This window comes from Mesorhizobium sp. SARCC-RB16n, assembly GCF_008520305.1.
In the GTDB taxonomy this organism is placed as follows: Bacteria; Pseudomonadota; Alphaproteobacteria; order Rhizobiales; family Rhizobiaceae; genus Mesorhizobium.
The window spans coordinates 1-12922 of record NZ_ML703262.1; the positions used below are offsets into that span (position 1 = coordinate 1).

9 protein-coding genes are annotated in these 12922 nt (G+C 63.4%); 2 read left to right on the plus strand and 7 right to left on the minus strand.

Features of this window, described 5'->3' with window-relative positions; all coding sequences use genetic code 11:
- Window positions 1-400 precede the first annotated feature (400 nt).
- Window positions 401-2371, plus strand: coding sequence for a M23 family metallopeptidase (locus C7I87_RS08160; RefSeq protein WP_188393777.1), 1971 nt, complete (start codon window positions 401-403; stop codon window positions 2369-2371).
- Window positions 2372-2374: 3 nt separating this feature from the next.
- Here the strand turns inward: C7I87_RS08160 and C7I87_RS08165 are convergent, their stop codons facing one another.
- Complete coding sequence (locus C7I87_RS08165) at window positions 2375-3940, minus strand: MFS transporter (protein WP_149903722.1); 1566 nt, start codon at window positions 3938-3940, stop codon at window positions 2375-2377.
- Between the two features lie 152 nt (window positions 3941-4092).
- On the opposite strand from C7I87_RS08165, the gene C7I87_RS08170 reads away from it, so the two are divergent.
- Window positions 4093-4725 (plus strand): TMEM175 family protein, encoded by a 633-nt coding sequence (locus tag C7I87_RS08170; RefSeq protein ID WP_149903723.1) that lies wholly within the window; start codon window positions 4093-4095, stop codon window positions 4723-4725.
- Here the strand turns inward: C7I87_RS08170 and C7I87_RS08175 are convergent.
- From C7I87_RS08175 to prfA, 6 genes are all read right to left on the minus strand, one after another.
- Window positions 4699-6213: a L,D-transpeptidase family protein gene (locus tag C7I87_RS08175; RefSeq protein WP_149903724.1), complete on the minus strand. Its 1515-nt coding sequence runs from the start codon at window positions 6211-6213 to the stop codon at window positions 4699-4701. The two genes, C7I87_RS08170 and C7I87_RS08175, sit on opposite strands and share 27 nt — an antisense overlap.
- Window positions 6214-6364: 151 nt before the next feature.
- Window positions 6365-6730 (minus strand): MmcQ/YjbR family DNA-binding protein, encoded by a 366-nt coding sequence (locus C7I87_RS08180; RefSeq protein ID WP_149903725.1) that lies wholly within the window; start codon window positions 6728-6730, stop codon window positions 6365-6367.
- A gap of 134 nt (window positions 6731-6864) precedes the next feature.
- Window positions 6865-9471, minus strand: coding sequence for an ATP-dependent chaperone ClpB (gene clpB / locus C7I87_RS08185; RefSeq protein WP_149903726.1), 2607 nt, complete (start codon window positions 9469-9471; stop codon window positions 6865-6867).
- A gap of 220 nt (window positions 9472-9691) precedes the next feature.
- The gene (locus C7I87_RS08190; RefSeq protein WP_149903727.1) at window positions 9692-10666 is read right to left on the minus strand and encodes a DUF4167 domain-containing protein; all 975 of its coding nucleotides are present in this window, start codon (window positions 10664-10666) and stop codon (window positions 9692-9694) included.
- A gap of 300 nt (window positions 10667-10966) precedes the next feature.
- Entirely contained in the window at window positions 10967-11845 is an 879-nt protein-coding gene (gene prmC, locus C7I87_RS08195; protein ID WP_149903728.1) for a peptide chain release factor N(5)-glutamine methyltransferase, read from the minus strand.
- Window positions 11838-12917: a peptide chain release factor 1 gene (gene prfA, locus C7I87_RS08200; protein WP_149903729.1), complete on the minus strand. Its 1080-nt coding sequence runs from the start codon at window positions 12915-12917 to the stop codon at window positions 11838-11840. Before prfA ends, prmC begins: the two co-directional genes overlap by 8 nt.
- Window positions 12918-12922: the final 5 nt, after the last annotated feature.

Sequence of the window (12922 nt, forward strand, 5' to 3'; positions counted from 1 at the left end):
GTCAACACCGTTCTCCGATGTTTTTGAACTTTTTGCGACAGAAATTTCGGGCGGGCCTTGTGGATAGCCGGCTGCCCCAGGGGAACAGCGGATTACAGCAGGAGGAGGCCACGAAGGAGCCCTATTGCCGCCGCATTGCCGTTCGACACCAGGGCCAACAAAGAGGGTGCAAGCACAGCCGTGCAATGCCCTCTTTATGAGCCTCGTAAGGGAGCGCGCGAGAGCCTTATAGATGGAGGCACGCCCGCCCGCTTTTCACAGCGCTCTATAAGAGAAGTGCACAAGGGGAATTCGACCGGGGCCTGAGGCTTCGTTGACTTAACCTGCCGTGACAGGCAAATGTCATGGCCACAACAAAAGCGACAAGCCGTTCCGCCCGGGGAAGAAGCAGCCTTTCTGGATGCCAGACACGGAAGATGTCATAGCCGAACTCGGCAACGAGCCGCCGCTTATCGCGGATGGCCGCAGCGGCCCGCCCGATCGGCGTGAGGTTTCTGCGCGCTGGCTGTCGGGAACATTTCTGACAGGCGTGACCTCGAGCGTTCTGATGGGCGTCGCGTTGTTTGCCGCGCTTGACGGGCGGCAGCAACTGGCGACTCCACCCGAGATCGCGGAACTGATTGGCCTCGCCAGCAATGGCGATTCCGGCGAAGTGGCAAAGACGACCAGACTGGTGGCGCCGCGTCAGATCGCCAAGGCGAAGGACCGCCGACGCATGGAAGTGTCGATGGTCACCAAGGTCGGCGATCGCGACGTCATCCACACCATGCCTTTCGTGCAGATCAAGATGGCACTCGCCGCCGGCCACACCACCAGCCGGCCTTACCCGCCCTTCGACCCCATGCAGGTTTTCGGCGACGACAGCGACGATACATCCGCGCAGCCGGCGACGGCCTCGGCCGCCTCCGGCCAGATTTACGGCGCCAAGGTCGAAAGCGAGATGAGCCTGAAGACCCTCGATTTTCCGATCGAGACGGCTTCCTTCGACGAAAAGAGCGACCTGTCCGCCGACGAGGTGGAAAAGGTGGTGCGCGAAGCCGGCACCGACCTCAGCGATGGCGCCGTGCAAGTGGCTTCGCTCCACTATGTCGATCCGCAGCGATTCGGCGAGGCCTTTGCCGAGAGCATGGCCGGGTCCTACGACGTGAAGATCGTGCCGGAAAACGTCTCCGTGTCGCCACGAGCCAACGCAGACGACAAGGCGCCGGCTTTCGCCGAGGAAATCATCCCCTTCTCCAAGGACACAGACCTCACCGAGGCTTTTGCCGATTCGGGCTACACGGGCGAAGATGCCACCGGCATGGCCGAAGCGATCGCCAAGCTGCTCAACGCGCCGGCGCTCAAGGCAGGAACGGTACTGCGTGTTGGTCTCGAGGTTCATGGCGACGCCGCCAAGGTCGTGCGCACCAGCGTCTACGACAAGACCACGCATATCGTCACCATCGCGCTCGACGATCGTGGCCAGTACGTGCCGGCGCAGGAGCCGGAGCCGAATCCCGAATTGCTGACGGCGTTCGACGATTCGTCGGCGCCGGTGGTGGTGCGCGGCAATCTACCCAACGTCTATGACGGCATCTACCGCGCCGCCTACTCCTACGGCATGTCCAAGGCGATGACCGAGCGGCTGATCAAGCTCCTGGCATCCGATGTCGATTTCCAGTCCCGCCTCAACCCATCCGACCGCCTTGAAGTGCTGTTCTCGCAGCCTGATGGCGATGACCAGACTTCGGACAGTTCGGAACTTCTCTATGTCTCGGCGACGTTCGGCGGCATGACGCGCAACTTCTACCGCTTCCAGATGCAGGACGGCAGCACGGACTATTTCGATGAGGACGGGTCGAGCGCCAAGCAGTTCCTGCTGCGCAATCCGTTGCCCGCCGGAAAATTCCGCTCCGGCTTCGGCGCCCGCAAGCACCCGATCCTTGGCTATGTCCGCATGCACACTGGCGTTGACTGGGCAGCCCCGATCGGTACGCCGATCATTGCCGCCGGCAACGGCGTCATCGAGAAGGTCGGCTGGGCCGGCGGTTACGGCAAGCAGATCATCATCCGCCACGCCAACGGCTATGAGACGTCGTACAATCACCAGAGCGCCTTTGCCAAAGGTATGGAGCCGGGCATGCATGTCCGCCAGGGTCAGACCATCGGTTATCTCGGCCAGACCGGCCTCGCCACTGGCCCGCACCTCCACTACGAACTGATCGTCAATGGCACCAAGGTCGATCCGATGCGTGTGCGCCTGCCGGTCGGCAAGGTGCTGAAGGGCGACGATCTCGTCGCCTTCAAACGCGAGCGCGAGCGCATCGACGATCTGCTGAAGCAAGAAGACGGCAATTCCCTGAAGGTCGCCAGCGCCAAGATCGAAGGCTGAGACTCAGCCTTCGTCCTGCCGAGGTTCGGCGCGCCGCGACCACGGCAGCGCTTCGCCGGAAATGGTCGTCCACGCAATGACAGCGGAAAGCAGGCATAGCAGCGTAGTCACCGAGGCGACGGCGGAAAAGGCGGCGTCGCTGGCGGCGATCCTCGCCGCATCGAGCGCCGGCGCAAGGCCGACCGGCGCCGGTTCACCGAACCCAGGCACGCCGGGCGCGGCCTTTCCCTCCAGGCCATTGGCGTAGATCCAGGCGGCAAGCGACCCCATCGCCGCCACCGCGATCAGGCCGCCGATGCGTGAGACGGCGTTGTTGATGCCGGAAGCCGCCCCGGTATCCTTGTCTTCCACCGCCGTCATGATTGCGGTCGACAATGGCGACACGACCAACGCCATGCCGAACCCCATCAGCGCCATCAGGGGGAAGATGCCAGTCCAGAAATGGTGAAAGCCGGCATGGGCGAGCAAGGCAAGCCCGGCGAAGGCAATCGCCACGATCAAGCTGCCGCAGGCAATGGGAAAACGTGGCCCGATACGGTCCGACAGCTTGCCGACGGGTCCTGACAAAAGCGCGATCGCTGCAGACACCGGCAGGAAGATGAAGCCGACCTCGGCTGTGCTCAGCCCCCAGCCGGCGATCAGTAGCATCGGCAGGTAAAAAAGGTTGGCCGACAGCGCGAAATAGAGGAAGAAAGTCGCGACATTGGCGCCTGCGAAAGCGCCGATGCGAAACAGGCTGAGGTCGATCATCGGCTCGCGCTGCCGCTGCTCGAACAAGATGAAGAAGACAAGCAGCACGGCGCCGGCGACAATGCTTGGACCGGCCATGTGGCTCTCGCCGCTGGCGCTCATCGAAGTCAGCCCATAGGCGAGCGCGCCGAATGCAAGCGTCGCAAGCGCCCCACCGGCAAGGTCGAGGCTGCGTTTCTCCGTCGGCGCATCGGCCGGAATCTTGGCGAGCAGCAGATAGATCGAGATCAGGCCGAGCGGCAGGTTGACGGCAAAGATCGCCCGCCAGATGCCATCGCCGAAAGCCGACAGCACCAGGCCGCCGAGCACGGGGCCGAGAGCAGTGGTCAGCGCCGAGGCCGCCGCCCAGATGCCGATCGCGCGGCCGCGCTCTTTTTTCGGATAGGCTTTGGCGATGATGGCAAGACTGCCTGGCACCATGATCGCGGCCCCGATGCCCTGGAGTGCGCGAAACGCGATCAGCACGACAGCATTCGGCGCCAGCGCACAGGCAAGCGAGGTGACGACGAACAGAGCAATGCCGGCCACGAACGCACGGCGCAGCCCGAACCGGTCGCCTGCGGCACCGCCGGCGAGGATCAGCGCCGACAGCGTCAGCGCGTAGGCATTGGAAATCCACTGAGCCTCGGCAAGGCTGGCGCCGAGGTCGACGCGGATCGCCGGCATGGCAATCGCCAGGATCGATCCGTCGATGAAGCCGAGCGCCGAGGCCAGGATCGCCGCGATCAACACATAACGCCGCTGCGCTTGCGGGCAGAACGTGCCGTTCGTGAGCGGAGCGGTCAGCGGAATGGCGGCGGCTTCATTGGGTGAATGCATGCCACCTAATTAGGCCGCCGGCGTGCCGGCAACAACCAGCCAGAGGCTTGTTGTCCTTGAACCCAGCCATATTGCCAGGGACCGTATCTGCCCCGATGCAAACCGCGGCAGTCATGCTAGATTTCCCAAGAGCCGCGGGCGGGGGGAAATCGATGAAGCATCCACTCGAAGCATCGGTTGAGGGGCGCGGCCGTATTGTCGGTATTACCGATGGCGTGTTCGCCATCGCACTCACCCTGATCGTGCTCGAGATCAGGGTGCCGGTCCATGAGGCGATCCATTCCGAACACGATCTGCTTGTCGCAGTCGCGGCACTGGCGCCCCGCTTCCTCACCTATGCCCTGAGCTTCCTGACCCTGACCATCTTCTGGTTCGGCCAGCAGGCGCAGCATGGTTTGATCGCCAGATCCGACAGACGGCTGGCCACGCTGAACCTGTGCTTTCTCGCCTTCATCGCGCTCTTGCCGTTCTCGACCGACCTTCTGGCCGACTTCCTCGAGTTCAGGACCGCGGTGCTGGTTTACTGGCTGAACCTGCTGATGCTCGGCGTCACGCTGTTCGCCAGCTGGCGCTACGCGGATAAGAACGGCTTTGTCGCGGAAGATGTCGACGCGCAAACGAGGCGCACGGTCTATCTGCGCATCGTCAAGGCGCAGATCCTGTGGGCGGTCGGCGCCGCACTCTGCCTGATCAACCCGTTGCTCAGCGTCGGCTTCATTCTGGTCGTGCAGTTGATCTATGCCGCGGCGCTACGCAGCTCATTGCTGCGCAACGTCATCGGCTGAAGGTCCGCCAACGAATTCCACGGTAACGCCTGGCGACACCAGCTTGGCGAGCTCGCGCGCGTCCCAGTTCGTCAGGCGCACGCAGCCATGGCTTTCGGTCTTGCCGATCTTCGACGGCTCGGGCGTTCCGTGGATGCCGTAGGTCGGTTTGTCCAAGGCGATCCAGACCGACCCGACAGGTCCGTTGGGGCCTGGTGGAACGGTAAGAATCTTGTCGTTCTCGCCCTGCTTGAAATTGATGTTCGGATTGTAGGTGTAGTTCGGGTCGAGCGCGATGCGCGACACGGCGTGGATGCCGGTGGGCGACGGCGTGTCCGCCGAGCCGATGGTGGCGGGATAGGCCGCTACCAGCTTGCCGCCCGCATCGTAGGCGTACACCTCTTTCTTGGTCTTGTCGGCGACGATGCGCACGACCGGCGTCGACACCAGCTTGCCGAAATTGGCGACCTTGATGATCGTGCCGGGGCGGTTGAAGTCGAGGCCCTTGTTGATCGACTTCAGATAGTTCTCGTCCATGTGGAAGCGCTCCGCCAGCGCCTCGGTGACAGAGGTGTAGCACATGCAGTTGAGCTGCGCCTTCTGGCTGTAGTCTTCCGGGATCGACGCGACGTAGGGCCCGGCTACGTCCTCCGCCGTGATGGTGTAATTGGCGAACGCGTCGCCGCCGGATTGCGAGAGTGCAGTCTGGATGCCGACCGCATCGGTCGATTTGAGGCTGCTGCCGTTAATCTGGTTGTAGGCTGCCAGCGCCTTGTCGACGTTCGAACCGAAGCGCCCGTCGATAACACCAGGCGAAGCACCACCTCGGTCGAGCAGCACCTGGAGCGCTGCCACATCCTGGCGTGCGCCCAGCGAAAGCGACGGATCGACTGATGTCTTGCCGCCAGCTGTTGGCGGCAATGCCTGGTCGGAGGGCGCCGCCTGTTCCGTCGGAGCTGCCGGCTGGAGGGGGTCTATCGACGCCTCGTTCAGCGGCTGGCGCTTGATGGTGCCCGGCTTTGCCGGCTGCGGCGCATCGGGATAATTGTTGTCGTAGTTGCCTTCGTCCTGCGGTGCCGGCGGATAAGCATCGACGGAATTGTTGCTGTCAGGATCGTATTCGTCGGCTGGCGGCGGAATGACCCGGCCTTCCTCTTCCAGCTGTCTGCGGCGGAAGCGCGCCATGTCCTGGGGATCGTCGAGATAGTAACGGTCATCGTCGGGGGCGCGGCCAAGTTCACGCATCCGGCTCTCGCGGCCCAGCGCCCGCCGGTCGAGCCGTGTCTGTGGCGGCTGGATGGCGATCACCTTGCCGGTATCCGCATCGACGATGACGCGATTGCCCCTGGCATCGTAGTAGATATCGAGATTGCCGTCCTGGGCGAGCAGAATGCCGCCGCTCTCGGCGCGGACAGGCTCGGCTGCGCCGTCATGCGACGGCGCCGCGAACGCGTTGGACAACCCCAGTCCCGCAACAAGCGCCGAAAGGGTGAAGATAGTGCGCAGCATGGTGGCGAAACTCTCCCGGTCCGTATGTGCCGCCGCCCGGCATTGTCCAGTTCGGCGAACCCCTTCGCCAGCAAACCAGTTACCCACCATATGGTTCCAACATGAACCGGGCATGAAGATGGCGGTTTTCCGGCGCCTCGACGAATATTAGCTAGCCTGTGCCGAGCCCAAATTCCTTGGGCGCCTGCTTCGTCAGCTTCAGGGCGACCAGGCGATGGCTCTCGCGCAAATAGTCCTTCAGCGCATCATCATCCATGCTCTGGCTTGTCTGACGCTGGATCCACTTCATGCCGCGGGAGGCAAGATAAGGCGCCGGCCGCAACCCTGGCTGATCCTTGAGCACATCATAGGCGATGTCGGAACATTTGAAGGTCACGAACAGCTGCTGCCCATGATCCCAGCCACCGATCGCAAACACCTTGGTCCCGACCTTCCAGACATGGGCGCCGCCCCACTGCACCACGTGGTTCGTTGCAGGCAGCGAGGCACAGAAGCCGTTGTAGTCGTCCAGCGTCATCCGCGCCCCCTGATATGAAAACGCCGCGCGCCCAACTGGGCCCGCGGCACTCTAAAGCGCGGCGCGCTTTAGATCTTTGGTTTAATGCATGTCGTTGTCCCAAACCGAGGTCAGTTTGGGGCGATATGCATCGATCAGGCCGCGGCTTCGGCCGCGACGATCGTCGGCTTGGAGCGGAAATTCAGCCGGTCGGAACCGGCCGTGACCTTGACCGTCGAGCCGTCCAGGATCTCGCCGAGCAGGATCTTTTCCGCCAACGGATCCTGCAACTCCTTCTGCATCACCCGCTTTAGCGGCCGGGCTCCATAAGCGGGGTCGTAACCCTTGGCCGCCAGCCACTCGATCGCCTCGGGATCCAGGGACAGCGTGATCTTGCGATCGGTCAGCAGGCTCTCCAGCCGCTTGAGCTGGATCTCGACGATACGGTCCATGTCCTTGCGGCGCAGCCGGTGGAACAGGATCACCTCGTCGACGCGATTGAGGAACTCCGGCCGAAACGATGCCCTGACCACACCCATCACCTCGTCACGCACGGCGTCGACATCCTGGTCCTCGCCGAGATTGACCAGATATTCGGCGCCGAGATTCGACGTCATGATGATCAGCGTGTTGCGGAAATCGACGGTGCGGCCCTGTCCGTCGGTGAGCCGGCCGTCATCGAGCACCTGCAACAGGACGTTGAAGACGTCCGGATGCGCCTTTTCGATCTCGTCGAACAGCACGACCTGATAGGGCCGGCGCCGTACCGCTTCGGTCAGTGCGCCGCCTTCCTCATAGCCGACATAGCCAGGAGGCGCGCCGATCAGCCGCGCGACGGAATGCTTCTCCATGTACTCGGACATGTCGAGGCGCACCAACGCCGTCTCGTCGTCGAACAGGAAGTTGGCAAGCGCCTTGGTGAGCTCTGTCTTGCCGACGCCGGTAGGCCCGAGGAACATGAACGAGCCGATCGGCCGGTTCGGGTCCTGCAAGCCAGCGCGGGCGCGCCGGACCGCCTTGGAAACGGCCTGCACCGCCTCGCCCTGGCCGACGACACGCTTGCCGATCTCGTCTTCCATGCGCAGCAGCTTGTCGCGCTCGCCCTGCAGCATCTTGTCGACCGGAATGCCGGTCCAGCGCGACACGATATGGGCGACATGGTCGGGAGTGACCACTTCCTCGACCATGCCGGCCTTGCCGTCCTGGGCTTCGGCCTCCTTCAGCTTCTTCTCCAGTTCCGGGATCTTGCCATAGGCAAGCTCCCCGGCGCGCTGGAACTCACCCTTGCGCTGGGCAATGGCGAGGTCGTTGCGTGCCTCGTCGAGCTGCTTCTTCAAGTCGGCGGCAAGTCCGAGCTTCTGCTTCTCGGCCTGCCATTTGGCGGTGATCTCGGTCGATTCTTCCTCCAGTCCGACGAGCTCCTTTTCCAGGCGGGCAAGCCGGTCCTTCGAGGCATCGTCCGTCTCGACCTTCAGCGCTTCGCGTTCGATCTTGAGCTGCATGATGCGGCGGTCGATCTCGTCCAGTGCCTCGGGCTTGGAATCGACCTGCATCCTGAGCCGCGAGGCGGCTTCGTCGACGAGGTCGATCGCCTTGTCCGGCAAGAAACGGTCGGCGATGTAGCGGTTGGACAATGTCGCCGCCGCCACCAGCGCCGAATCGGAGATCCGCACCTTGTGGTGCTGCTCATACTTCTCCTTCAGGCCGCGCAGGATCGAGACCGTGTCCTCCACCGTCGGCTCGTCGACGAAGACGGGCTGGAAACGGCGGGCAAGGGCGGGATCCTTCTCGACATGCTTGCGGTATTCATCGAGCGTGGTCGCGCCAACGCAGTGCAGTTCACCGCGCGCCAGCGCCGGCTTCAGGAGGTTCGATGCGTCCATCGCGCCGTCGGCCTTGCCGGCGCCGACAAGCGTGTGCATCTCGTCGATGAACAGGATGATATTGCCACTGGCCGAGGTGACTTCCGAAAGCACGGCCTTCAGCCGCTCCTCGAATTCGCCGCGATATTTGGCGCCGGCGATCAGCGCGCCCATGTCGAGCGCCATCAACTGCTTGTCCTTAAGCGATTCCGGCACATCGCCATTGACGATGCGCAGCGCCAACCCTTCGGCGATCGCCGTCTTGCCGACGCCCGGCTCGCCGATCAGCACCGGGTTGTTCTTGGTGCGGCGCGACAGCACCTGGATGGTGCGGCGGATCTCGTCGTCGCGGCCGATGACCGGATCGAGCTTGCCCGCGCGTGCATCTGCAGTGAGGTCGCGCGCATATTTCTTCAGCGCATCATAGCCCTGTTCGGCACTCGCCGAATCGGCGGTGCGGCCCTTGCGGACGTCGTTGATGACCTGGTTCAGCGCCTGCGCGGTGACGCCGGCCTTAGCCAGGATTTCGGCGGTCTTGGCTGATTTCTCCATCGCCAGCGCCTGCAACAGCCGCTCGACGGTGACAAAGCTGTCACCGGCCTTCTTGGCCAGATCCTCGGCGGTCGAGAACACCTTGGCCAGCGGCTGCGCCAGATAGAGCTGGCCATTGCCACCCTCCACCTTGGGCATCGCCTCGAGCGCCGTCTCGACGCCGAGCTTGACGTCGCGGACATTGCCGCCGGCACGCTCGATCAGCGACGCGGCCAAGCCCTCGTCATCATCGACGAGGACTTTCAAAATGTGTTCGGGAGTGAATTGCTGGTGATTGCGGGAGAGCGCCATCGTCTGCGCGGACTGTATAAAGCCGCGCACGCGCTCGGAGTATTTCTCAAGGTTCATACCTGTCTCCTTCCGTCACCGGCCCGCTTAGCGGCACCGGATCAGATTGCGGTGACGGACCCGCCCATTCGAGCCGGATCCTGTTCCGCCCAGATATGGTGCATGGACCTCGGTCCCTCAAGACGTCCCGATATCGGCAAACGCATAATATTCCACCGCTACCCAAACGAAAACGGCGGAGATTTCTCCCCGCCGTTCAATGTCTTGCAGTGCCGTTCGATCAATTATCGATGTCGACGATCACGGGTTCGGCGCTGCCGCTGTCGACCGGAGCCGCGGCCGTCTCGCCCGCATTGCCGCTGCCGCTCTCGACCTGGTCGGCATTGGTGCGCGGACGGCGGGGACGGCGCGGGCGCCGGGCGGCACTGCTTTCGGCGGCCGCCTCATTGAGTTCGGCCTGGGCTGCAAGACCTGCTGGCGAAAAATTCTCGAATCGTGGAGCCGGCTCGGCTGCCGCGACCGTCTCGGACGGCGAAGCGGGCTCTGCCTGAGCTTCCGTCTGCGCCGAGGCCTCGTTGCGCTGCTGCTGACCGCCTTGCTCGGCGGAAGCATAGTCGCGCTGGCCATTCTGGCCGTAGCCGCCGTTAGGACGACGATCGCGATGGCGCCCGCCATTGTTGTCGCGGCCGCTGCTGTTGCGCCCGCCATTGTCACGGTTGTCGCGACCGCTTTCCCGGTTCAGCGCAACCTCCGCCGGCATGCCCTCGATCACCGGCTGCGGGCCGGCACCATGGTTGACCACCGGAATTTGCGGATCGGAAGCGGCGCTGCCGCTGTTGCCGGCGCCACTGTTGCCAGCCCCGCTGTTGCCAGCCCCACTGTTGCCAGCATTGTCGAACTCGTCGCGATCATCGTCGCCGTCGTCGTCGAACTCGTCGCGCGACTGCTGGACGTTCTGGATCGGCATCTGCGCCTGCGCGGCGGCAATGATGCGGTTGTAGTGTTCGGCATGCTGGAGATAGTTTTCCGCCATCACCCGGTCGCCGGAGCTTTGCGCGTCACGGGCCAGGGTGGCGTATTTTTCGGCGATCTGCTGAGCCGATCCACGGATCTTCACGTCCGGGCCGTTGCTCTCGTAATTACGCGTTAGCGGATTCGGGCCCTTGCGGTTGTTGTTATTGTTATTGTTGTTTCCACCGCCGCCGCCATTGTTGTTGCGACCGCGCATGCGCCTGTTCTGCTGTTGTGGCCTCATTCGACTCTCTTCATCTTGAAATTTTCGAAAACTCGTTACGAACGGAGGCGCTCATGCAGCCAGCCGTTTCGTTTCTTCACCGGCGTTCGCCCGCATCAATTGCGTTGGCGCCACGTGCCATCCTGTTCCGGTTACATCACTTGCCGGACGATTCCCGCACGAAGCTTGGGCGTCGTTTGCGCAAGAAGGCAGCTATATCCAAGGAAACCGAATCGCTAAGAGCACTGCCTGCTTCGTCTCATCCGGTAAGGCGACCCTAGCTGCATTCCCCGGCATTGCCAAGCGCTTTTTTGCACTGCGTCAAGACGTTCCCCGTTGAAAAACAAGAACCCTGTCGTTTCCGCCGAGATCGCCAAACACCTCACCGCCCGCGTAACCGGCTGCGCGAAATATATCATTGACGTCGTTGCTTTGCGTGTGGCCGATCTCGACCGCAATCCTGCCTTCGGCTTCCAGAAACCTTGCCGCCTCGGCGGCGATGATCCTGTAGGGGTTCAGCCCATCCACGCCGCCATCCAGGGCCAGGCGCGGGTCGAAATCGCGGACTTCGTCCTGCAGATTTCCAATGTCTCGGGAAGGTATATAGGGAGGGTTTGCGGCAATTACATGGTATCGGCCGGAAACTTTTTCGAACCAGTCCGACTGGGCCGTCGTGAATCGGTCGCCGAGCCCGAACTGCCCGGCATTGCGGGCCGCCATTGCCAGCGCGCCGGCGGAGATGTCGACACCGGTGGCGGTCGCGGCCGGCACGACGCTCAGCAGCGCCAGGGCGATGGCGCCCGTGCCGGTGCCGAGATCGAGGATACGGCATACACCCTCCCGCGCGACCATTGCCTTGACGAAGGGCAGCACCGCCTCGACCAGCGCTTCGGTGTCCGGCCGCGGCTCCAGCGTCTCCGGCGACAGCGACAGGCGCAAACCGTAGAATTCGCGATAGCCGAGGATGCGATGCACCGGCTCGCCACCGGCTCGCCGTCTCAGGGCGCCGTCGATCGCGGCGATGGCGTCCCCATCGATCTTGCGCTCGGGGTCGGCAATGGCCTGCGTGCGCGTCGTGCCTGAATAATGCTCGACGATGAGCCGCGCATCGAGCGCGGGATCATCGATACCGGCCGCGGCAAGCCTGGCTCGCGCTTTCCGCAGCAGCGGCCCCAGCGCCTCGGGCGGATGGTCAGCCATCGAGGCCGATATCGGCCAGCAGCTTCGACTGGTGATCGGCGATCAGCGCGTCGACGATTTCGTCGAGTTCACCCATCATCACCCGGTCGAGCTTGTAGAGCGTCAGGTTGATGCGATGGTCGGTGACCCGGCCTTGCGGAAAATTATAGGTGCGGATGCGCTCCGAGCGATCGCCGGAGCCGACCTGCGACTTGCGCGATTCGGAACGCTCCTCGTCCGCCTTGCTGCGTTCCATGTCATAGAGCCGCGCGCGCAGGATCTGCATGGCCTTGGCCCGGTTCTGATGCTGCGACTTCTCCGCCTGCACCACCATGATGCCGGTCGGCAAATGGGTGATGCGGACCGCGGAATCGGTGGTGTTGACGTGCTGGCCGCCCGAGCCCGAGGCGCGCATCGTGTCGATGCGGATGTCCTCGGCCCTGATGTCGATGTCGACCTCTTCCGCTTCCGGCAGCACGGCGACGGTGGCGGCGGAAGTGTGGATGCGCCCGCTGGCCTCGGTTGCCGGCACACGCTGGACCCGATGCGCCCCGGACTCGAATTTCAGATGGGCAAACACACCCTTGCCTGAGATCGTGGCGATGATTTCCTTGAAGCCGCCGGCATCGCCGTCGCTGGCCGATACCGTTTCGAACCGCCAGCCGCGTTCGGCGGCGTAGCGCTCATACATGCGAAACAGGTCGCCGGCGAAAAGTGCTGCCTCATCGCCACCCGTGCCGGCGCGGATTTCGAGGATGGCGTTCTTGTCGTCGGCGGCATCCCTGGGCATGAGCAGGATCTGGATGTCCTTCTGCAGCGCCTCGATCCGCTCCTCGACACCGGGCAGGTCGGCTTCGGCGAGCGCCCGCATCTCGGCGTCGGTGCCCTTGTCAGCGAGCATCGCTTCGAGGTCGGCCTGCTCATGCTCGGCAGAGCGCAATTCCCTGACCTTGGCCACCATCTCCTGCAACTCGGCATATTCGGATGCCATCTTCACATAGGCATCCGGCGCCGGTCCGGCCGACATCTGCGCTTCGAGCATCTCGAAACGCTTGACGACTTGATCCATACGATCGCGAGGCAAATTGACCATGATGA